We start from the raw sequence: 21,212 nt of genomic DNA on the forward strand, positions 1-21,212 counted from the left end.
TTACTCAGAGTTAAGTGACGATAGCCTAGGAGATACACCTGTACCCATGCCGAACACAGAAGTTAAGCCCTAGAACGCCGGAAGTAGTTGGGGGTTGCCCCCTGTGAGATATGGAAGTCGCTTAGCTTTATTCCGCCATAGCTCAGTTGGTAGTAGCGCATGACTGTTAATCATGATGTCGTAGGTTCGAGTCCTACTGGCGGAGTAGTTAATTAAAAGAGGTTTTGACCTCTTTTTTGTTATATAATTAATCATCTATCTCTCACCTAATGAAGCGAGATATTTTTCTTGACGATAGAAGTTTCAGACACCATCATTTTTGAACAGTGATAGCACTTGAATCGACGCTTTCTAAGGAGAATTCTAGTAGGCATACTAGTCGTTTCGAGGTAAGGGATCTTAGAGGTTTTTTGAAAGTCATATTTTTTCATTATACTTCCACAATCAGGACAAGATGGGGCATCATAATCCAATTTAGCAATGATTTCTTTGTGGGAATCCCTATTGATGATATCTATAATTTGAATATTAGGGTCTTTAATGTCTAGTAGTTTTGTGATAAAATGTAATTGTTCCATATGAATCTTTCTAATGATGGTTTGGTCGCTTTTCATTATAAATCTTATGGAATTTTTTTCTACCCTAAAATAGGTTCCATAATATCCATAGGGGATTTACCCACTACAAATATTATAGAGCCAGAAAAGCTAATCTCGAGAAAAGGCAAATTTCGTCCTTTCTTTGAAGTTTTTAAAGTTCCAAAAACCAAAGGCGTTGCGCTTGATAAGTTTGATGAGATTATTAGTGACTTCTAGTTTGGCGTTAGAATAGGCTAGTTTAAGGGCATTGACAATTTTCTTGTTATCTTTGAGAAATGTTTTAAAGATAGTTTGAAAAATTTGATACTATGCGTTTTTCTTATTTTAAGATTTTTACCTCAGTCTCTTTTAGTATTTACCTCAGTTAATAAGGTCTATAATAGTCTAATTTAGGTAGTAAATTTGTTTCTATTCTGTCAACTTTTCCTATTTTTTATCTTATTGAGGTTGGTATTTTAACAATTCAGGAATTATTAATGATTAATTAAAATTTTTTGTTAGAATAAGATCATAAAAAGTAAAGGAGTGTATGCTTATGCTAAAAAGTATTTATGAGCAGATGGCGGATTTCTATGACAGTATCGAAGAAGAGTATGCTACTTTCTTTGGTAATAGTTGGGACTGGGAACATTTTCATTTTAAATTTTTGATTTATTATTTAGTTCGATATGGCATTGGGTGTCGTAGGGATTTTATCGTTTACCATTATCGTGTTGCTTATCGTTTGTATCTTGAAAAATTGATAATGAAACAAGGTTTTGTTGCTTGTTGAGACAATATGAGTTAATTTCCGAACAAATTTAACTTTTTGTGGGAAAATAATGATAAATAGCCGGAATTTTTTCTAAAACATTTTTTAATAGTTGGAAATAGCAAATCTTTCTATTGTTTCTTCTTGATAAAAAGGCGATTTTTTCTTATAATAAATTGTAAGATATAATTGCAGGTGAGAGTCCTGCCATGTATGTGAGAAAGGAAGAGCCTGAGGGCTCAGACAAGATTATGACTTCAGTTGTTGTTGTAGGTACCCAATGGGGGGATGAAGGTAAAGGGAAGATTACAGACTTCCTTTCAGCGAATGCAGAAGTGATTGCACGTTACCAAGGTGGTGATAATGCAGGGCACACGATTGTGATTGATGGCAAGAAGTTTAAATTGCACTTGATTCCATCCGGAATTTTCTTCCCTGAAAAAATTTCTGTTATTGGGAATGGTATGGTTGTAAATCCTAAATCTCTTGTGAAAGAGTTGAGCTATCTTCATGAGGAGGGTGTGACAACTGATAACTTGCGTATTTCTGATCGCGCGCATGTTATTTTGCCTTATCATATCGAGTTAGACCGTTTGCAAGAAGAAGCTAAGGGCGACAATAAGATTGGGACTACAATCAAGGGAATTGGTCCAGCTTATATGGACAAGGCTGCTCGTGTTGGAATTCGTATCGCCGATCTTTTGGATAAAGATATTTTCCGTGAGCGTTTAGAACGTAACCTTGCTGAAAAGAATCGTCTTTTTGAAAAATTGTATGACAGTAAAGCTATTGCTTTCGATGATATTTTTGAAGAGTATTACGCATATGGTCAACAAATCAAGAAATATGTGACAGACACATCTGTCATTTTGAATGATGCGCTTGATAACGGGAAACGTGTGCTTTTTGAAGGTGCACAAGGTGTTATGCTAGATATTGACCAAGGTACTTATCCATTTGTTACTTCTTCAAACCCTGTGGCTGGTGGTGTTACGATTGGTTCTGGTGTTGGTCCAAGTAAGATTGACAAGGTTGTTGGTGTATGTAAAGCCTATACGAGTCGTGTAGGAGACGGTCCTTTCCCAACTGAGTTGTTTGATGAAGTGGGAGAACGTATCCGTGAAGTAGGTCATGAATATGGTACAACAACTGGTCGTCCACGTCGTGTAGGTTGGTTTGACTCAGTTGTGATGCGTCATAGCCGTCGTGTTTCTGGTATTACTAATCTTTCATTGAACTCTATCGATGTTTTGAGTGGTTTAGATACAGTGAAAATCTGTGTGGCCTATGATCTTGATGGTCAACGTATTGACTACTATCCAGCTAGTCTTGAGCAATTGAAACGTTGCAAGCCTATCTATGAAGAGTTGCCAGGTTGGTCAGAAGATATTACTGGAGTTCGTAATTTGGAAGATCTTCCTGAGAATGCGCGTAACTATGTTCGTCGTGTGAGTGAATTGGTTGGAGTTCGTATTTCTACTTTCTCAGTAGGTCCTGGTCGTGAACAAACAAATATTTTAGAAAGTGTTTGGTCCTAAGAGAATTTTAAGATTTGTTTAAGATAGGTCGGGTATACTATAGACAGTTACAAGAAGACCTCCTAACTTGTTGTAACAAATATCCTAAACTTTTCTTTTTCATAATAATCTCCCTATAAAGTCACCGCATTCGGTGGCTTTTTTTGTCTTGGGATTCATGATATAATAATAAAATCGACAAGTAGAAAAAGGGAAATTGATGAATTATACAGTTGAAGAAAAAGAAAGCTTCATGAGAGAGGCATTGAAAGAGGCTGAGATTGCTCTTGAACACGATGAAATTCCAATTGGTTGTGTGATTGTTAAGGACGGAGAAATCATTGGTCGCGGGCATAATGCACGTGAGGAATTGCAACGAGCGGTTATGCATGCGGAGATTATGGCTATAGAGCATGCGAACCTTAGTGAGGAGAGCTGGCGCTTGCTGGATTGCACTCTTTTTGTGACCATTGAGCCTTGTGTCATGTGTAGTGGGGCGATTGGACTTGCCCGTATTACAAACGTGGTCTATGGGGCTAAAAACCAGAAATTTGGCGCTGCTGGAAGCTTGTACGATATCTTGACAGATGAGCGTCTTAATCATCGTGTGGATGTTGAAACGGGAATTTTGGAAGATGAATGCGCAGCTATTATGCAGGACTTTTTTAGAAATAGACGGAAAAAATAATTTTGCTTTTAAAATGAATAGGAATGTGATATAATTAATAGTGGAGCAACAGTTCTGCGTGAAGCGGGTCAGGGGAGGAATCCAGCAGCCCTAAGCGATTTGAATTGTGTGCTCTTTTTTTCGTGCTTTTTCCGAATAAATAAGATAGAATAATCTAGAATAAATGATAATAGAAAAGAGAAGATGATGAAAATTCGTGGTTTTGAATTAGTTTCGACTTTTACAGATGAAAATTTATTGCCGAAGCGTGAGACGGCGCATGCGGCTGGTTACGATTTAAAGGTTGCTGTGCGTACGGTTATTGCGCCAGGAGAGATTGTCTTGGTTCCGACAGGGGTTAAGGCTTATATGCAGCCGACTGAGGTTCTTTACCTTTATGATCGTTCTTCAAATCCTCGTAAGAAGGGTCTGGTCTTGATTAACTCGGTTGGTGTCATTGATGGGGATTATTATGGAAATCCTGGAAATGAAGGGCATATTTTTGCGCAGATGAAGAATATCACAGACCAAGAAGTGATTCTCAAAGTTGGGGAACGTGTGGTCCAGGCTGTCTTTGCTCCTTTCTTAATTGCAGATGGAGATGCGGCTGATGGCGTTCGAACTGGTGGATTTGGTTCAACAGGGCACTAGAATGAAGATTATCTTTGTACGTCACGGGGAGCCAGATTACCGTGAGTTAGAGGAACGTTCTTATACGGGTTTTGGGATAGATTTGGCGCCCTTGTCTGAGAAGGGACGGCAGCAGGCTCAGGAACTGAGCAAAAATTCTTTACTCTCGTCAGCTGAAATAATCGTATCTTCTGCAGTCACAAGAGCTTTAGAAACGGCTTCTTATGTAGTTTGTACTACGGGACTTCCTTTGAGAGTAGAGCCATTATTGCATGAATGGCAGGTCTATGAAAGTGGCACAGATAATTTTGAAAAAGCTCGTACTATGTTTCTAGAAAATAAGGGGGAATTACTTCCTAATAGTCCTATTCAATATGAGACAGCTGCGGAGATGAAGTCTCGGTTTCTAGAATGTATGTCTAAGTATCGAGAACATCAGACTGTGGTAGTTGTTGCTCATCGAATGCTCATGCGTCAGTTTGTGCCAAATGAGAAGATTGATTTTTGCCAAGTGATTGAGTGTGAGTTAGAAATATAGAAAGAGGTTTATTATCGCAAAGAAAAAAGCGACATTTGTATGTCAAAATTGTGGCTATAATTCCCCTAAATATCTGGGGCGTTGTCCCAACTGTGGGTCTTGGTCTTCTTTTGTAGAAGAGGTTGAGGTTGCCGAGGTCAAGAATGCGCGTGTGTCCTTGACAGGTGAGAAAACCAAGCCCATGAAACTGGCTGAGGTGACGTCAATCAACGTCAATCGAACCAAGACGGAGATGGAGGAATTTAACCGTGTACTTGGAGGCGGAGTGGTACCAGGAAGTCTCGTACTCATAGGTGGGGATCCTGGGATTGGGAAGTCAACGCTTCTCCTACAAGTCTCAACCCAGTTGTCCCAAGTGGGGACAGTTCTCTATGTCAGTGGGGAGGAGTCTGCCCAGCAAATTAAGCTACGAGCAGAGCGCTTGGGAGATATTGATAGCGAGTTTTATCTCTATGCAGAGACCAATATGCAGAGTGTTCGCGCAGAGGTAGAAAGAATTCAGCCAGACTTTCTCATCATCGACTCCATTCAAACCATCATGTCTCCTGAGATTTCAGGGGTACAGGGATCTGTTTCTCAAGTGCGTGAGGTAACCGCTGAGCTTATGCAGTTGGCTAAGACCAACAATATTGCTATTTTTATCGTAGGCCATGTGACCAAGGAAGGAACCTTAGCTGGGCCGAGAATGTTGGAGCATATGGTGGATACAGTGCTTTACTTTGAAGGAGAGCGCCACCATACCTTTCGTATTTTGAGAGCGGTCAAAAACCGTTTTGGCTCCACTAATGAGATTGGGATTTTTGAGATGCAGTCAGGCGGATTGGTTGAGGTACTCAATCCGAGTCAAGTTTTCCTAGAAGAGCGTTTGGATGGGGCGACTGGTTCATCAATCGTTGTGACCATGGAAGGGACGCGTCCGATTTTGGCGGAGGTTCAGGCTTTGGTGACACCTACCATGTTTGGAAATGCCAAGCGTACTACGACAGGACTTGATTTTAATCGTGCTAGCTTGATTATGGCTGTTTTGGAAAAACGGGCAGGTCTTCTCTTGCAAAATCAGGATGCTTATCTTAAATCTGCTGGCGGTGTTAAATTGGATGAACCTGCCATTGACTTAGCTGTTGCGGTTGCTATTGCTTCGAGCTATAAAGACAAGCCAACTAATCCTCAGGAATGTTTTGTAGGAGAACTTGGCTTGACGGGAGAGATTCGGCGCGTGAATCGTATTGAGCAGCGCATCAATGAAGCTGCTAAACTGGGTTTTACTAAGATTTATGTACCTAAGAATTCCTTGACAGGAATCACTCCGCCTAAGGAAATTCAGGTTATTGGAGTGACAACGATTCAGGAAGTTTTGAAAAAGGTCTTTGCATAATCCGTGACAAATCTTCTTAAAAATGATAAGATAGGAGAAATATTTGACTATCAAATTTTCGAGGAGGGAATCGTGTCGTATTTTGAACAGTTTATGCAAGCCAATCAGGCTTATGTTGCCCTACATGGGCAGTTAAATCTGCCACTTAAACCCAAAACTAGAGTAGCCATTGTGACCTGTATGGACTCACGTCTGCACGTTGCTCAAGCTTTGGGATTAGCACTTGGGGATGCTCATATCTTGCGGAATGCAGGTGGTCGAGTGACAGAAGACATGATTCGTTCGCTAGTTATTTCCCAGCAACAAATGGGGACAAGAGAGATTGTGGTATTGCACCATACAGACTGTGGTGCTCAGACCTTTGAAAATGGTCCTTTTCAGAAGTATTTAAAAGAGGAACTAGGTGTCGATGTGTCAGATCAGGACTTTTTGCCCTTCCAGGATATAGAGGAGAGTGTACGCGAGGATATGCAACTCCTTATCGAGTCTCCCCTAATACCAGACGATGTCATTATCTCTGGTGCTATTTACGATGTGGATACAGGAAGTATGACAGTCGTAGAATTATAAATACTTCATTTAGAAAGAAAGTGTATGAAGAAAAACAGTACTTTATTTATTTTTATCTTGTTGCTATGTATTGGTTTGCAGTATGAAACCATCTACTATACGGACGGTTCGATGTCAGGTGCGGAATATGGACTAATGGGAGTTTCTATCTTTCTAGCTCTCTTTTACATGATTCCGGCTCTTTATTTCCTTTTCCGTATTGGGAAAAAATGGGAATTGCCAAAGAACTCCTTGATCTTGTCTTTATTGGGGGGAATGTTCCTTTCAGGCTGGTTGTCTAGCTTTGCTAATACCTATATCCATGATTTACTGGGTGTTCTTTTCCCAGATAGTGCATTTTTAAATGCTTTTGAAAGTGCTATTGTGGCTCCTTTGGTAGAAGAACCCTTGAAATTGTTGCCACTTGTTTTTGTTTTAGCTTTGATTCCTATACGAAAATTAAAATCTTTGTTTTTACTAGGCATTGCTTCTGGTTTGGGATTCCAAATGATTGAGGATATTGGTTATATCCGTACAGATTTGCCAGAGGGATTTGACTTTACTATTTCGAGAATTTTAGAGCGTATCATCTCAGGTATTGCCTCTCACTGGACTTTTTCAGGTCTGGCTGTAGTAGGTGTTTACTTGCTTTACAGAGCCTATAAAGAACAGAAGGTTGGCAAGAAAGATGGGCTTATTTTCCTAGCTTTAGCCTTAGGAACTCACTTCTTGTTTAACTCTCCTTTTGTAGAATTAGAGACAGAGTTGCCTTTAGCAATTCCATTGGTTACGGCTATTGCTCTCTATGGTTTTTATCAGGCTTATCGCTTTGTTGAGAAGAACGATGGGTTGATGAACTAGAATACTTTTCAAAAGAATGATGCAAGGGCACAAATATGCTGCCCTTCTTTTATTTTTGATTGAAAAATAGTGTAAAAAGCGCTACAATGGTAGATGGAAAAATCTTGTGAAAAGCACAAGCGATACATATATACCGGAGGAAATCATGTCTTTTTCTGATTTAAAGCTGTTTGCCCTTTCTTCTAATCAAGAATTGGCAAAACGTGTGGCGCAGGAGATTGGGATAGAGTTGGGGAAATCAAGTGTTCGCCAATTTTCAGATGGAGAGATTCAGGTCAACATCGAAGAATCAATCCGTGGGAAACACGTCTTTATCCTACAATCAACTAGCTCACCTGTAAATGACAATCTGCTTGAAATTTTGATTATGGTAGATGCTTTGAAGCGTGCGAGTGCAGAATCTGTCAATGTTGTCATGCCTTACTATGGGTATGCACGTCAGGATAGAAAGGCGAGAGCGCGTGAGCCAATCACTTCAAAACTTGTCGCAAATATGCTTGAAGTAGCTGGAGTGGATCGTTTATTGACAATCGACTTGCATGCTGCGCAGATTCAAGGATTCTTTGATATTCCTGTGGATCATTTGATGGGAGCTCCTCTGATTGCGGATTATTTTGAGCGTCGTGGCATGGTTGGTTCTGACTATGTGGTTGTCAGTCCAGACCATGGAGGGGTGACTCGTGCCCGTAAGTTGGCAGAATTTTTGAAAACATCTATTGCTATCATTGACAAACGTCGTAGTGTTGATAAGATGAATACCAGTGAAGTCATGAACATCATCGGTAAGGTAGAAGGCAAGACTTGTATCTTGATTGATGATATGATTGATACTGCTGGAACGATTTGTCATGCGGCAGATGCTCTTGCGGAAGCTGGTGCTGTTGAAGTCTATGCAAGTTGTACGCACCCAGTTCTTTCTGGTCCTGCTATGGATAATATCCAAAAATCAGCTATCAAGAAATTGGTTGTTTTGGATACCATCTATCTGCCAGAAGAGCGTTTGATTGATAAGATTGAGCAGATTTCAATCGCTCATCTCCTAGGGGATGCTATCGTACGTATTCATGAAAAACGACCACTTTCTCCACTTTTCAGTATTGAGAAAAAGATTTAATGACCAAGCCTGAGATAATTCTCAGGTTTTTTCGTCTCTTTTGCGAATAAATAGATAGTAGCAGTGAATCTAGTAAACCTAGATTTAAAAATGTGCTATAATGAAAGGAGAAGAAATATGACTGTACGTCATCCGGGCATCAGCCCAACCAATGACTTGGTTGCTAAGAAAATCTTTAGCAATCCAGAAATCACTTGTCAATTTATCCGCGATATGCTAGACTTGCCCGCAAAAAATGTGACCATTTTGGAGGGAAGTAATATTCACGTCTTGCCATCTCTGCCCTACTCGGCTCAGGATTTTTACACTAGTATAGACGTCTTGGCGGAGTTGGATAATGGGACACAGGTTATTATTGAAATCCAAGTCCATCATCAGAATTTTTTCATCAATCGCCTGTGGGCTTACCTATGTAGTCAGGTCAATCAAAATCTTGAAAAAATTCGCCAACGAGAAGGTGACACCCACCAGAGTTACAAGCATATCGCACCAGTATACGCTATCGCAATTGTGGACAGCAACTACTTCCAAGATGAATTGGCTTTTCATAGCTTTAGTATGCGAGAGGACACGACAGGTGAGGTCTTAACCATCACAAATAACGGTCAAGCAAACCATCTGGTTAAAATGGCGTTCTTAGAATTAAAAAAATATAGAGAAACCAGCAAAGATAAGGTTCGCAAGCCGTGGTTGGAGTTTTTCGGGAACAAACCCTTTACCCAAGAACCCGAGCGAGCCATCAGCCAAGCAGATCAACTGCTGGACTACAAGAGCTGGTCCGAGGAGGACAGGAAAATGTTTAGTCAACTACGTATGCGCGAAGAACAGGCATTGTTGGCACAGGACTATGCCTTGGAACAAGCAGAGGAAAAGGGCTTAGAACTTGGACTTGAACGTGGTCGTGCAGAGGGGCTTGAACAGGGTTTAGAACGTGGAAAACTTTTTGCCTTCTTAGACATGGTTCGCCAACATGTTTTAAGCTCTGAATTTGCCAGTCAGCAATTAGGCATGACTGTCGCTGAGTTTGAAGAATTATTGAAGGACCATCATAAATAAGACCTAAAAATACAGAGAAACCAGCAAAGACGAGGTTCGCAAACCGTGGTTGGAGTTTTTCGGGAATAAACCATTTACTCAGCAACCCGAGCGAGCCATCAGTCAAGCAGACCAACTGCTGGACTACAAGAGCTGGTCCGAGGAGGACAGAAAAATGTTTAGTCAACTACGTATGCGTGAAGAACAAGCCTTGTTAGCACAGGACTATGCCTTGGAAACTGCTAGGGCTGAAGGTCTTGAACAAGGACTAGAGCGTGGTATTGAACGTGGTCGTGCAGAGGGTCGTGAACAAGGACGAGAAGAAGGTATTGAAGAGGGATTAAAAGTAGGTTTAGTAAATCTCGTTCGCCAACATCTCCTGACTTCCGAGGTTGCCAGTCAGCAATTGGGCATGACTGTCTCTGAGTTTGAAGAATTATTGAAAGACCATCATAACTAAGAACTAAAAAATACAGAGAAACCAGCAAAGATGGCATTCGCAAACCCTGGTTGGAGTTTTTCGAGAATAAACCCTTTACTCAACACCCCGAGCGAGCCATCAGCCAAGCCAGCGGTTAGGCGTGTCCATTGCTGAGTTGGTGTCCTTTCTATGAACTCACATTTTTAATAGTAGAAAGTTGATGGGATGGCAAATTATTATAAAAATATTTGTCATTTTTGCTTGACATTTGCAGTTCTTTATTAGATAATACCAGAGAAGTAAGAATAATCTAGCAATCCATACAGCTTATATATTGAGATTTGTTCAAAGTACCGCATGCTTGAGAAAATGTTTTCCTTGTTTAGTAAAATGATGAAAAAAATTAAAAAATTAGCAGAAAACTCTTGACAAATCCTGCAAATATTTATATACTGTATGGTAGTAAGATAGTCTTACAAAATATTATAAAGAAAATGAAGGAGATAAAACGATGAAAAAAGTTTTATTGACAAGCGCTGTTGTTTTAACAGCTTTCGGTGCATATACTGTTGCAAATGCAGAGGATGTAACTATCCCATCACTCACAGCTAACACTAGTACTTATGTGCAAACTTTGAAACAAAAGATTGCAATGGTGAAATCTGGCTATCCTTATAGAAATAGTGTTACAGGAGAGATTACTGATGCTAATAAACAACAGGGTGGTCAAGATGCAGCTCTATTGGAAACCTCTGTTGAAAATGTTCAAAAAGCAGTTGCTGCATTGACAAAACTCCAAAACGAGTATAAGGTTCTTTTTACTAAGTATCACAATGCTTTGACTGAACGTCAAGAGCGTGAAGCTAAACAAGACGAATTGGCGAAAGCAGTTGGAGCTGCTAAAACAAAAGTAGATGATTTGATGTATGATCAACAAGGTTCTAAGGTTGCTAATTCAGCTTTGACTACTGAATATAATGCTTTGATTGATAGTGTTGCTAATACTAATAGTGTTGCCTATGCTCAACAACAAGTAACTACTAAGGAACAAGATTTATCTGACAAGAAGGCGGCACTTGCAACCTATAAAGCAGAAAATGTAACTGAGTTGGCAAGTAATTATCAAACTGAAGTAACACGATTGACAGGTGAAGTTAATCAAGCACAACTTGCTGTAGATGATGCTAAGAAAGAACTTGCTAAACGTTCTGCTCGCGCTGAATCATTAGAAACTGAGATTATTCTTGCATTGGACGTAGATTATGCTACTGGTTATGCAATTCGTCAAGCCAATAAAGAACTACGTGCAGCGAATAAAGCACAAGCAGAAAATGACGGTAAATTAGCAGCAGTTATTGAGTCAGTAAACAAACCTGATACAGGACTTCAAGCTAGACTTACAAAACTTAAAGGTGACGCTACTGTTGATGGTAGTATCAAACACGCACAAGCAGACTTGGATACAAAAGTTGGTGTTGCAAAAACTAATTTTGCTACTGTAGAAACAAACATTGCTAATGTTAATCCAGCAGAGGCTAAACGTGTTGGTTTGAAATTTGAATTTGAAAAACTAGCAGACGCAGTTAAAGCTGTCCTAGCAACAGAAACTCCAGATGTTCCTGCAACTCCAGCTCCAGCAAAAGCTGCTTGGGTTCAATCAGGTTCTAGCTGGTGGTACAAACACGCTGATGGTTCTTACACAACTAACGGTTGGGAAAAAATCAACGGCACTTGGTACTACTTCGACCAAGCTGGTTGGATGGCAACTGGTTGGGTTAAAGATAACGGTACTTGGTACTACCTAAACAACAACGGTTCTATGGCAACTGGTTGGGTTAAAGACAACGGTACTTGGTACTACCTAAACAACAACGGTTCTATGGCAACTGGTTGGTACAAAGTTGGTGAAAAATGGTACTACTCATACGCTTCAGGTGCCCTTGCAGTTAACACAACTGTAAATGGCTACACTGTAAATGAAAACGGTGAGTGGGTTAAATAATCCAAGATAATTTAAAACTAGGAGAGAACTCTCCTAGTTTTTTTGCTCTTTGTTAGCTATAGGGGTAGAGTTTTGGGGATTTTCCTTGGAACTTTGTCTATTGGTTAGAAGAAAATAAAAAGTGAACAAGACGATATTTCAGTCCTGTTCACTTTTATGTTATAAGTTATTCTATAGTCTTACAACAACGCCTCAAACTCAGCGACAGTCATGCCTAACTGCCGGCTGGCGAATTCGGAAGTTAAAACATGTTGGCGAACCATGTCTAAGAAGGCAAAAAGTTTTCCTTCTTCCCTTCCTTCAACTTTCCCACGCTCCAGTCCCTGTTCAATACCTTCTGCTCGACCACGTTCAAGACCACGCTCTAAGCCTTTTTCCTCCGCTTGTTCCAAGGTATAGTCATGAGCTAACAAGGCTTGTTCTTCTCGCATACGTAGTTGACTAAACATCTTCCTGTCCTCCTCGGACCAGCTCTTGTAGTCTAGCAGTTGGTCTGCTTGGCTGATGGCTCGCTCGGGTTCTTGGGTAAAGGGTTTATTCCCGAAAAACTCCAACCACGGCTTGCGAACCTCGTCTTTGCTGGTTTCTCTGTATTTTTTTAATTTTTATTTATGATGGTCTTTCAATAATTCTTCAAACTCAGAGACAGTCATACCCAGCTGCTGGCTGGCAAATTCAGAGCTTAAAACATGTTGGTGAACTAAATCAAGAAAGGTAAAAATTTGTCCTTCAACTTTCCCACGCTCTAGTCCCTGTTCAATGCCTTCTGCTCGTCCTCGTTCCAGTCCTTGTTCAATCCCCTCCGCACGACCACGTTCTAAGCCTTTTTCCTCCGCTTGTTCCAAGGCATAGTCCTGTGCTAACAAAGCTTGTTCTTCACGCATACGTAGTTGACTAAACATTTTCCTGTCCTCCTCGGACCAGCTCTTATAGTCTAGCAGTTGGTCTGCCTGGCTGATAGCTCGCTCGGGTTGCTGGGTAAAGGGTTTATTCCCGAAAAACTCCAACCACGGCTTGCGAACCTCGTCTTTGCTGGTTTCTCTATATTTTTTTAGTTCTAAGAACGCCATCTTAACCAGATGGTTTTCTTGACCGTTACTTGTGATGGTTAAGACTTCACCCGTCGTGTCTTCGCGCATGCTGAAACTGTGGAAAGCCAAGTCATCCGAGAAGTAATTGCTATCCACGATTGCGATAGCGTATACTGGTGCGATGTGTTTGTAGCTCTGGTGAGTATCTCCTTCTCGTTGGCGAATTTTTTCTAGGTTTTGATTGACCTGACTGCATAGGTAAGCCCACAGGCGATTGATGAAAAAATTCTGATGATGCACCTGAATCTCAATAATTACTTGCGTTCCATTGTCCAACTCCGCCAAGACGTCTATACTGGTATAGAAATCCTGGGGCGAGTACGGTGTAGTGGGCAAGACGTGAATGTTACTTCCCTCCAAAATGGTCACATTTTTTGCTGGCAAGTCCAGCATATCGCGGATAAATTGACAAGTGATTTCTGGATTGCTAAAGATTTTCTTAGCAACCAAATCATTGGTTGGGCTAATGCCCGGATGACGTACAGTCATATTTCTTCTCCTTTCATTATAGCACATTTTTTAATCTAGGTTTACTAGATTAAATGCTTCTATCTATTTATTCGGAAAAAGTATGAAAAATATTGGGTATGGCTCTTTCCAATGGTATTTTTTGATGCTTTCCTTTATAATGGGTGTATGGATAAGAAAAAATTATTATTGATTGATGGGTCTTCTGTTGCTTTTCGGGCGTTTTTTGCGCTCTATCAGCAGTTGGACCGTTTTAAGAATGTGGCTGGTTTGCATACCAATGCGATTTATGGTTTTCAGTTGATGTTGAGCCATTTGTTGGAGCGGGTTGAGCCTAGTCATATTTTGGTGGCTTTTGATGCGGGAAAGACGACCTTCCGGACAGAGATGTATGCGGACTATAAGGGTGGTCGAGCTAAGACTCCTGATGAGTTTCGTGAGCAATTTCCTTTCATTCGTGAGTTGCTGGATCATATGGGGATTCGTCACTATGAGTTGGCTCAGTATGAGGCGGATGACATCATTGGGACACTGGATAAGCTAGCAGAGCAGGATGGTTTTGATATTACCATTGTCAGTGGGGACAAGGATTTGATTCAGCTGACGGATGAGCATACGGTGGTTGAAATTTCCAAGAAAGGTGTGGCTGAGTTTGAGGCCTTTACGCCAGAATATCTCATGGAAAAGATGGGCATCACACCAGCTCAGTTTATCGATCTCAAGGCGCTTATGGGTGATAAGTCGGATAATATCCCTGGGGTGACCAAAATCGGTGAAAAGACGGGTATCAAGCTCTTGCTGGAGCATGGTTCACTTGAGGGAATTTATGAAAATATTGATGGGATGAAGACTTCTAAGATGAAGGAAAATCTCATCAATGATAAGGAACAGGCCTTTTTGTCGAAAACACTGGCGACCATTGATACCAAGGCACCGGTTGAGATTGGTTTAGAGGATTTGGTCTATAGTGGTCCAGATGTGGAAAATCTTGGGAAATTCTACGATGAGATGGGCTTCAAACAGCTCAAGCAGGCTTTAAATGTATCGTCGGCTGATGTGGCTGAAAGCTTGGACTTTACTATCGTTGACCAAGTCAGTCAAGATATGCTGAGTGAGGAATCTATCTTCCATCTTGAGCTTTTTGGTGAGAATTACCATACGGACGATTTGGTTGGATTTGCCTGGTCTTGTGGGGAAAAGCTCTATGCCACAGACAAGCTTGAGCTGTTGCAAGACCCAATTTTCAAGGATTTCCTAGAAAAAACACCTCTGAGAGTTTATGATTTTAAAAAGGCCAAGGTTCTCTTGAATCGTTTTGGTGTGGATTTGCAGGCGCCTGCTTTTGACAGCCGCTTGGCCAAATACCTCCTTTCGACTGTGGAGGACAATGAAATTGCGACTATTGCTAGTCTTTATGGTCAGACTTATTTGGTTGATGATGAGACTTTCTATGGTAAGGGGGTCAAGAAGGCCCTTCCTGAACGGGAGAAATTCTTGGAGCATTTAGCTCGTAAGCTTGCTGTGTTGGTCGAAACAGAGCCTATTTTGCTTGAAAAACTCAGCGAAAATGGGCAATTAGAGCTTCTTTATGATATGGAGCAACCTCTGGCCTTTGTCCTTGCTAAGATGGAAATTGCTGGGATTAAGGTTAAAAAAGAAACCTTGCTTGAAATGCAGGCTGAAAATGAGCTTGTCATTGAAAAACTCACTCAGGAGATTTACGAACTGGCTGGTGAGGAGTTTAATATCAACTCGCCTAAGCAGTTGGGCGTGCTTCTCTTTGAAAAATTGGGACTTCCTCTGGAATACACTAAAAAAACCAAGACAGGTTATTCGACAGCGGTGGATGTATTGGAGCGTCTGGCTCCGATTGCACCAATCGTTAAGAAAATCTTGGATTACCGTCAGATTGCCAAGATTCAATCGACTTATGTGATTGGCTTGCAAGACTGGATTTTGGCTGATGGCAAGATTCATACTCGCTATGTGCAGGATTTGACCCAGACTGGGCGTTTGTCTAGTGTGGATCCAAACTTGCAAAATATTCCTGTGCGTTTGGAGCAGGGCCGTCTCATTCGTAAGGCTTTTGTGCCTGAGTGGGAGGATAGTGTCCTTCTCAGCTCGGACTATTCACAGATTGAATTGCGCGTTTTGGCGCATATCTCTAAGGATGAGCACTTGATTAAGGCCTTCCAAGAGGGGGCAGATATCCATACTTCGACAGCCATGCGGGTCTTTGGCATTGAGCGTCCTGAGGATGTGACTGCAAACGATCGTCGCAATGCCAAGGCGGTCAACTTTGGAGTGGTTTACGGGATTTCAGACTTTGGCTTGTCTAATAATCTGGGCATTAGCCGTAAGGAGGCCAAGACCTACATTGATACCTACTTTGAACGCTTCCCAGGTATTAAAAACTACATGGATGAAGTGGTGCGTGAGGCGCGTGATAAGGGCTATGTAGAAACTCTCTTTAAGCGTCGTCGTGAGTTGCCAGATATCAATTCGCGCAACTTTAACATTCGTGGTTTTGCGGAGCGGACAGCTATCAACTCACCTATCCAGGGTTCGGCAGCAGATATTCTCAAGATTGCTATGATTCAGCTGGATAAAGCCTTGGTTGCAGGTGGTTATCAGACTAAGATGCTTCTGCAAGTGCATGATGAAATCGTCCTTGAAGTTCCTAAATCTGAATTGGCAGAGATGAAAAAATTAGTCAAACAAACTATGGAAGAAGCTATTCAACTCAGTGTTCCCCTCATCGCAGATGAGAATGAAGGGGCAACCTGGTACGAGGCTAAATAAAAAGGGGACTAGTCCTCCTTTTTTGTAGTAGAATTCTGCAAGCCTTTTCAAATTGTGCTATACTGATGAAAAAGGAGGATTTCTATGAGTCAAGAATTTATCAATCCAAGTGATGGCGTGATTCGTCAGTATCTAGCAACGAGCAAAACCCTTGCTGTGGTGGGCTTGTCAGACCGTGAAGAAACAACCAGTAATCGAGTGACCAAGGAAATGCAGGCTCGGGGTTATAAAATCATCCCAGTCAATCCCAAGGCAGCAGGTGGCGCAATCTTGGGTGAAAAGGCTTATGCAAGCCTCGCTGAGATTCCTTTTCCTGTAGATATTGTCAATGTTTACCGTCGCAGTGAGTTTTTGCCAGATGTGGCGCGTGATTTTCTCAAGGCTGATGCCAAGATTTTTTGGGCACAGCTAGGACTTGAAAGTCTAGAAGCGGAAGAAATCTTGCGTGCTGGTGGATGTGATGACATCGTGATGAATCGTTGCATCAAGAGAGAACATACACGCTTAATTGAGGAAGCATAAGAAAAAGGTAGCTGGTGGGCTACCTTTTGTGTTATATTCAATGAAAATCAAAGAGCAAACTAGGAAACTAGCCGCAGGCTGCTCAAAACACTGTTTTGAGGTTGTAGATAAGACTGACGAAGTCAGTCACATATATACAGCAAGGCGACGTTGACGTGGTTTGAAGAGATTTTCGAAGAGTATTAGAAAATGCCGATAAGGGTCTGCATACCAAGACTAGTGAGGATGATGGCAATCCAGCAGATGGCTCCGAGAACAATGGATTTTCCGCTGGATTTGACCATAGCGACCAGATTAGTTTTGAGACCGATAGCACTCATGGCCATGACAATAAGGAATTTGGAGAGTTGTTTGAGAGGGGTAAAGAAACTACTAGACACACCTAGAGAGGTGAGTAGTGTAGTGAGGAGAGAGGCAAGGATAAAGTAAAGGATAAAAAGTGGGAAGACTTTTTTCAGTTGTAGGCTTTGCTTGTTTTCTTGTTGGCGACTTTGCCAGTAGGATAGAAAGAGCGTGATAGGGATAATGGCCAAAGTACGTGTGAGTTTAACAATGGTTGCAGACTCGAGGGTATTGCTTTGGTAAAGACTGTCCCAAGCGCTGGCGGCAGCCGTTACAGAGGAAGTGTCGTTGACCGCAGTCCCTGCAAAGAGGGCGAAGCCTTCATTGGATAGATGAAGCCAGGTGCCGAGGGTTGGAAAGATGAGCGCAGCCAAGACATTGAAGAAAAAGATAACGGAAATGGATTGGGCTACTTCCTTTTCCTTAGCATCAATAACGGGCGCTGTCGCTGCAATGGCAGAGCCACCACAGATTGAAGAACCTACTCCAACCAAGGTAGCCAGTTTTGTATCCAGTGCAAAGAAGCGCTGGAAGAAGTAGGCAATAATCAGAGCTATTGAGATAGTGGACAGGATGACAGGGAGTGAAGATTGGCCAACTGCGAAGACCTGCGAGATATTGAGACCAAAACCAAGCAAGACAACGGCATACTGGAGCAATTTCTTGGAACTAAAGGTCAATCCCGCATCCAGTTGTTTATAAGACGAGAGAAAGGGATGTAGGAGCATTCCCATGAAAATGGCAAAAACGGGCGCGCCAATGACAGGGAAGAATCCTCCTAAGTACCAAGATACGATAGAAATGAGAAGGCAGGCCAAGATACCTGCTCCATTTTTTGATAGAAATGACATAAAAACCTCCAAATAAAATCTTTTACCATTGTAGACATAAAAACAGGAAAAGTCAAATAGAAAGTGGAAAGCTATTCTCTAATGTATTTTTGCGGTCGGGGGGCTTTTGTAGTATAATAGAGATACGTTTTGAAAGTAGGAGGTATCTATGGATTTAACTAAGCGCTTTAATAAACAGTTAGATAAGATTCAAGTTTCGTTGATTCGTCAGTTTGACCAGGCTATTTCGGAGATTTCTGGGGTCTTGCGTTTGACCTTGGGGGAACCTGATTTTACAACGCCAGATCATGTCAAGGAGGCGGCCAAGCGAGCGATTGATCAGAACCAATCCTACTATACAGGGATGAGTGGTCTGCTGACTCTACGTCAGGCGGCCAGTGATTTTGTTAAGGAAAAGTACCAACTGGACTATGCTCCTGAAAATGAAATCTTGGTTACAATTGGGGCGACAGAGGCCTTATCTGCTACTTTGACAGCTATTTTGGAAGAGGGAGACAAGGTGCTCTTGCCAGCTCCTGCTTATCCGGGTTATGAACCGATTGTCAATCTAGTTGGGGCAGAGGTTGTCGAGATTGACACAACTGAAAATGGTTTTGTCTTGACTCCTGAGATGTTGGAGAAGGCCATTTTGGAGCAGGGAGACAAGCTCAAGGCGGTTATTCTCAACTATCCAGCTAATCCGACAGGAATTACCTATAGTCGGGAGCAGTTGGGAGCCTTGGCAGATGTTTTACGCAAGTACGAGATTTTCGTTGTCTGTGATGAGGTCTACTCAGAATTGACCTATACAGGGGAAGCCCATGTATCTCTAGGAACGATGTTGAGAGACCAGGCTATCATTATCAATGGTTTGTCGAAATCGCATGCTATGACCGGTTGGCGTTTGGGTCTGATTTTCGCTCCTGCGGCCTTCACAACCCAGTTAATCAAGAGTCACCAGTATCTGGTTACTGCTGCAAACACCATGGCTCAACATGCTGCGGTGGAAGCCTTGACGGCTGGTAAAAACGATGCGGAACCGATGAAGAAGGAATACATCCAGCGTCGGGACTATATTATCGAGAAAATGACTGCTCTTGGTTTTGAGATTATCAAGCCAGACGGTGCCTTCTATATCTTTGCTAAGATTCCAGCGGGCTACAATCAAGACTCCTTTGCTTTTCTGAAGGATTTTGCTCAGAAGAAGGCTGTTGCCTTTATCCCTGGTGCTGCCTTTGGGCGTTACGGGGAAGGTTATGTGCGTCTGTCTTATGCAGCTAGCATGGAGACGATCAAAGAAGCCATGAAACGGCTTGAGGAGTATATGAGAGAAGCATGATTCAGTCTATCACGAGTCAAGGCTTGGTGCTCTACAATCGCAATTTTCGTGAGGATGATAAGCTCGTCAAGATTTTTACAGAGCAGGCTGGTAAGCGCATGTTTTTCGTTAAACATGCTGGCCAGTCTAAGCTGGCCCCTGTTATTCAGCCCTTGGTGCTGGCTCGATTTCTCTTGCGAATCAATGATGATGGGCTCAGTTACATTGAGGACTATCATGAGGTCATGACCTTTCCCAAGATCAATAGTGACCTCTTTGTCATGGCCTATGCGACCTATGTGGCAGCTCTTGCCGATGCTAGTTTGCAGGACAATCAGCAGGATGCTCCCTTGTTTGCTTTTTTGCAAAAGACTTTGGAGTTGATGGAAGCGGGTTTGGATTATCAAGTTTTGACCAATATTTTTGAAATTCAAATCTTGACTCGATTTGGTATTAGCCTCAATTTTAATGAGTGTGTCTTTTGCCATCGGGTCGGTCAGGCTTTTGACTTTTCTTTCAAATATGGAGCCTGCCTCTGCCCAGATCATTATCATGAAGATGAGAGACGTTGCCATCTCAATCCCAATATCCCCTATCTGCTCAATCAGTTTCAAGCTATTGATTTTGAGACCTTGGAGACCATTTCGCTCAAGACTGAAATCAAGCAAGAGCTACGCCAATTTATGGATCAACTCTATGAAGAGTACGTTGGGATTCATCTAAAATCAAAGAAATTTATTGATTCCCTAGCAGACTGGGGTCAATTACTAAAAGAGGAAGACAAATGAAAAAAATCGCAGTAGATGCCATGGGGGGCGATTACGCACCCCAGGCCATCGTTGAGGGTGTCAATCAAGCCCTGGCTAACTTTTCAGATATTGAGGTTCAACTCTACGGAGATGAAAGAAAAATCAAGCAATACCTGACAGCGACAGAGCGCGTCAGCATTATCCATACGGATGAGAAGATTGATTCAGACGATGAACCTACGAGAGCTATTCGGAAGAAAAAGAATGCCAGCATGATCTTGGCGGCCAAGGCTGTCAAAGAGGGTGAAGCAGATGCTGTCCTCTCGGCTGGGAATACAGGTGCTTTGTTGGCAGCAGGATTTTTCATCGTGGGTCGTATCAAGAATATCGACCGTCCTGGCCTTATGTCGACCTTGCCGACTGTAGATGGAAAAGGTTTTGACATGCTAGACCTCGGTGCCAATGCGGAAAATACAGCCCAGCACCTCCATCAATACGCTGTCCTCGGTTCCTTTTATGCTAAAAATGTCCGTGGTATTGCGCAACCACGTGTTGGTTTGCTCAACAATGGAACAGAGAGTAGTAAGGGCGACCCGCTTCGCAAGGAAACTTATGAATTACTAGCAGCTGATACGAGTTTAAACTTTATCGGAAACGTGGAAGCGCGTGATTTGATGAATGGCGTTGCAGATGTTGTCGTGGCAGATGGTTTCACGGGAAACGCTGTGCTCAAATCTATTGAAGGGACAGCCATGGGAATCATGGGCTTGCTCAAGACAGCTATTACAGGTGGTGGTCTTCGAGCGAAATTAGGCGCCCTCCTTCTCAAGGACAGCCTCAGAGGTTTAAAAAAACAGCTTAACTATTCAGATGTTGGTGGAGCGGTCTTGTTTGGTGTTAAGGCACCGGTTGTTAAGACTCATGGCTCAAGCGATGCCAAGGCTGTTTATAGTACAATTCGCCAGATTCGTACCATGCTAGAAACAGACGTAGTTGCCCAGACTGCGCGTGAATTTTCAGGAGAATAAAAG

The 21,212-nt window shown here is 42.0% G+C and carries 17 protein-coding genes, 1 tRNA gene, 1 rRNA gene, 1 other RNA gene and 5 pseudogenes; 20 read left to right on the plus strand and 5 right to left on the minus strand.

The genetic code is table 11. From position 1 onward, the window contains the following. Positions 1 to 10 precede the first annotated feature (10 nt). A 5S ribosomal RNA gene (rrf, locus tag PCY12_RS05535) occupies positions 11 to 126 on the plus strand. A gap of 5 nt (positions 127 to 131) precedes the next feature. Then, positions 132 to 205 (plus strand) — tRNA-Asn (locus PCY12_RS05540). Positions 206 to 281: 76 nt separating this feature from the next. Here PCY12_RS05540 and PCY12_RS05545 read toward each other — a convergent pair. Further along, positions 282 to 578: pseudogene (locus PCY12_RS05545) on the minus strand (transposase family protein); the annotation flags it as partial. 129 nt (positions 579 to 707) lie between these two features. Beyond that, positions 708 to 899 (minus strand): annotated as a pseudogene (locus PCY12_RS05550) (transposase); the annotation flags it as partial. 235 nt (positions 900 to 1,134) lie between these two features. Here PCY12_RS05550 and comW point away from each other — a divergent pair. The 13 genes and pseudogenes from comW to PCY12_RS05615 all read left to right on the plus strand — a co-directional run. Then, positions 1,135 to 1,371 (plus strand): sigma(X)-activator ComW, encoded by a 237-nt coding sequence (gene comW, locus PCY12_RS05555; RefSeq protein ID WP_301351963.1) that lies wholly within the window; start codon positions 1,135 to 1,137, stop codon positions 1,369 to 1,371. Positions 1,372 to 1,601: 230 nt separating this feature from the next. After that, positions 1,602 to 2,888: an adenylosuccinate synthase gene (locus tag PCY12_RS05560; protein WP_301352065.1), complete on the plus strand. Its 1,287-nt coding sequence runs from the start codon at positions 1,602 to 1,604 to the stop codon at positions 2,886 to 2,888. Between the two features lie 199 nt (positions 2,889 to 3,087). Then, a complete protein-coding gene (gene tadA / locus PCY12_RS05565) occupies positions 3,088 to 3,555 on the plus strand; it encodes a tRNA adenosine(34) deaminase TadA (RefSeq protein WP_301351965.1) in 468 nt (155 codons plus the stop codon). Positions 3,556 to 3,587: 32 nt separating this feature from the next. Continuing rightward, an RNA gene (gene ffs / locus PCY12_RS05570) (signal recognition particle sRNA small type) lies at positions 3,588 to 3,686 on the plus strand. Positions 3,687 to 3,741: 55 nt separating this feature from the next. Further along, positions 3,742 to 4,185 (plus strand): dUTP diphosphatase, encoded by a 444-nt coding sequence (locus PCY12_RS05575; protein WP_060805345.1) that lies wholly within the window; start codon positions 3,742 to 3,744, stop codon positions 4,183 to 4,185. After that, positions 4,145 to 4,702, plus strand: a complete 558-nt coding sequence (locus PCY12_RS05580; protein ID WP_180948763.1) for a histidine phosphatase family protein — start codon at positions 4,145 to 4,147, stop codon at positions 4,700 to 4,702. Before PCY12_RS05575 ends, PCY12_RS05580 begins: the two co-directional genes overlap by 41 nt. Before the next feature lie 10 nt (positions 4,703 to 4,712). After that, on the plus strand, positions 4,713 to 6,077 hold the full coding sequence (radA, locus tag PCY12_RS05585; protein ID WP_135783528.1) for a DNA repair protein RadA: 1,365 nt from the start codon (positions 4,713 to 4,715) through the stop codon (positions 6,075 to 6,077). 72 nt (positions 6,078 to 6,149) lie between these two features. Then, the gene (locus PCY12_RS05590; RefSeq protein ID WP_301351967.1) at positions 6,150 to 6,647 is read left to right on the plus strand and encodes a carbonic anhydrase; all 498 of its coding nucleotides are present in this window, start codon (positions 6,150 to 6,152) and stop codon (positions 6,645 to 6,647) included. A gap of 24 nt (positions 6,648 to 6,671) precedes the next feature. Continuing rightward, positions 6,672 to 7,487 carry a PrsW family glutamic-type intramembrane protease gene (locus PCY12_RS05595; RefSeq protein ID WP_301351969.1) on the plus strand — a complete coding sequence of 272 codons (816 nt, stop codon included), beginning with the start codon at positions 6,672 to 6,674 and terminating at the stop codon, positions 7,485 to 7,487. A 145-nt stretch (positions 7,488 to 7,632) separates the two neighbouring features. Next, a complete protein-coding gene (locus PCY12_RS05600; protein ID WP_033682853.1) occupies positions 7,633 to 8,601 on the plus strand; it encodes a ribose-phosphate diphosphokinase in 969 nt (322 codons plus the stop codon). A gap of 117 nt (positions 8,602 to 8,718) precedes the next feature. Next, the gene (locus PCY12_RS05605) at positions 8,719 to 9,657 is read left to right on the plus strand and encodes an Rpn family recombination-promoting nuclease/putative transposase (protein WP_301351970.1); all 939 of its coding nucleotides are present in this window, start codon (positions 8,719 to 8,721) and stop codon (positions 9,655 to 9,657) included. A gap of 7 nt (positions 9,658 to 9,664) precedes the next feature. After that, positions 9,665 to 10,096: pseudogene (locus PCY12_RS05610) on the plus strand (hypothetical protein); the annotation flags it as partial. Positions 10,097 to 11,726: 1,630 nt separating this feature from the next. Next, positions 11,727 to 12,059: pseudogene (locus PCY12_RS05615) on the plus strand (N-acetylmuramoyl-L-alanine amidase family protein); the annotation flags it as partial. Positions 12,060 to 12,238: 179 nt separating this feature from the next. Here PCY12_RS05615 and PCY12_RS05620 read toward each other — a convergent pair. Together PCY12_RS05620 and PCY12_RS05625 are read right to left on the minus strand one after the other, a co-directional pair. Next, positions 12,239 to 12,664: pseudogene (locus tag PCY12_RS05620) on the minus strand (hypothetical protein); the annotation flags it as partial. Then, positions 12,665 to 13,639, minus strand: a complete 975-nt coding sequence (locus tag PCY12_RS05625) for an Rpn family recombination-promoting nuclease/putative transposase (RefSeq protein ID WP_301351971.1) — start codon at positions 13,637 to 13,639, stop codon at positions 12,665 to 12,667. Positions 13,640 to 13,786: 147 nt separating this feature from the next. Between PCY12_RS05625 and polA the strand changes: the two genes are divergently transcribed. Then, positions 13,787 to 16,420 (plus strand): DNA polymerase I, encoded by a 2,634-nt coding sequence (polA, locus tag PCY12_RS05630; protein ID WP_301351972.1) that lies wholly within the window; start codon positions 13,787 to 13,789, stop codon positions 16,418 to 16,420. Between the two features lie 84 nt (positions 16,421 to 16,504). Next, positions 16,505 to 16,942, plus strand: a complete 438-nt coding sequence (locus PCY12_RS05635; RefSeq protein WP_301351974.1) for a CoA-binding protein — start codon at positions 16,505 to 16,507, stop codon at positions 16,940 to 16,942. A 182-nt stretch (positions 16,943 to 17,124) separates the two neighbouring features. Here the strand turns inward: PCY12_RS05635 and PCY12_RS05640 are convergent, their stop codons facing one another. Then, complete coding sequence (locus PCY12_RS05640; protein WP_301351976.1) at positions 17,125 to 18,135, minus strand: YeiH family protein; 1,011 nt, start codon at positions 18,133 to 18,135, stop codon at positions 17,125 to 17,127. Positions 18,136 to 18,283: 148 nt separating this feature from the next. Here PCY12_RS05640 and PCY12_RS05645 point away from each other — a divergent pair, with 148 nt between their 5' ends. From PCY12_RS05645 to plsX, 3 genes are read left to right on the plus strand one after another with little or no spacing between them, the layout of a single operon-like run. After that, positions 18,284 to 19,453: a pyridoxal phosphate-dependent aminotransferase gene (locus tag PCY12_RS05645; RefSeq protein ID WP_301351977.1), complete on the plus strand. Its 1,170-nt coding sequence runs from the start codon at positions 18,284 to 18,286 to the stop codon at positions 19,451 to 19,453. Then, the gene (gene recO / locus PCY12_RS05650) at positions 19,450 to 20,220 is read left to right on the plus strand and encodes a DNA repair protein RecO (protein WP_301351978.1); all 771 of its coding nucleotides are present in this window, start codon (positions 19,450 to 19,452) and stop codon (positions 20,218 to 20,220) included. Before PCY12_RS05645 ends, recO begins: the two co-directional genes overlap by 4 nt. Next, the gene (gene plsX / locus PCY12_RS05655) at positions 20,217 to 21,209 is read left to right on the plus strand and encodes a phosphate acyltransferase PlsX (protein ID WP_301351979.1); all 993 of its coding nucleotides are present in this window, start codon (positions 20,217 to 20,219) and stop codon (positions 21,207 to 21,209) included. Before recO ends, plsX begins: the two co-directional genes overlap by 4 nt. Positions 21,210 to 21,212 lie beyond the last annotated feature (3 nt).

It is taken from the genome of Streptococcus sp. SPS1, assembly GCF_030439915.1.
Classification (GTDB): Bacteria; Bacillota; Bacilli; order Lactobacillales; family Streptococcaceae; genus Streptococcus.

Bases quoted from the DNA above. Each gene is read 5' to 3' on its own strand.
- PCY12_RS05575 (WP_060805345.1), top strand. From the start codon at position 3,742: ATGAAAATTCGTGGTTTTGAATTAGTTTCGACTTTTACAGATGAAAAT.
- PCY12_RS05640 (WP_301351976.1), bottom strand. From the start codon at position 18,135: ATGTCATTTCTATCAAAAAATGGAGCAGGTATCTTGGCCTGCCTTCTC.
- PCY12_RS05605 (WP_301351970.1), top strand. From the start codon at position 8,719: ATGACTGTACGTCATCCGGGCATCAGCCCAACCAATGACTTGGTTGCT.
- PCY12_RS05595 (WP_301351969.1), top strand. From the start codon at position 6,672: ATGAAGAAAAACAGTACTTTATTTATTTTTATCTTGTTGCTATGTATT.
- comW (WP_301351963.1), top strand. From the start codon at position 1,135: ATGCTAAAAAGTATTTATGAGCAGATGGCGGATTTCTATGACAGTATC.
- PCY12_RS05635 (WP_301351974.1), top strand. From the start codon at position 16,505: ATGAGTCAAGAATTTATCAATCCAAGTGATGGCGTGATTCGTCAGTAT.
- recO (WP_301351978.1), top strand. From the start codon at position 19,450: ATGATTCAGTCTATCACGAGTCAAGGCTTGGTGCTCTACAATCGCAAT.
- PCY12_RS05600 (WP_033682853.1), top strand. From the start codon at position 7,633: ATGTCTTTTTCTGATTTAAAGCTGTTTGCCCTTTCTTCTAATCAAGAA.
- PCY12_RS05560 (WP_301352065.1), top strand. From the start codon at position 1,602: ATGACTTCAGTTGTTGTTGTAGGTACCCAATGGGGGGATGAAGGTAAA.
- PCY12_RS05625 (WP_301351971.1), bottom strand. From the start codon at position 13,639: ATGACTGTACGTCATCCGGGCATTAGCCCAACCAATGATTTGGTTGCT.
- PCY12_RS05645 (WP_301351977.1), top strand. From the start codon at position 18,284: ATGGATTTAACTAAGCGCTTTAATAAACAGTTAGATAAGATTCAAGTT.
- polA (WP_301351972.1), top strand. From the start codon at position 13,787: ATGGATAAGAAAAAATTATTATTGATTGATGGGTCTTCTGTTGCTTTT.
- PCY12_RS05580 (WP_180948763.1), top strand. From the start codon at position 4,145: ATGGCGTTCGAACTGGTGGATTTGGTTCAACAGGGCACTAGAATGAAG.
- tadA (WP_301351965.1), top strand. From the start codon at position 3,088: ATGAATTATACAGTTGAAGAAAAAGAAAGCTTCATGAGAGAGGCATTG.
- plsX (WP_301351979.1), top strand. From the start codon at position 20,217: ATGAAAAAAATCGCAGTAGATGCCATGGGGGGCGATTACGCACCCCAG.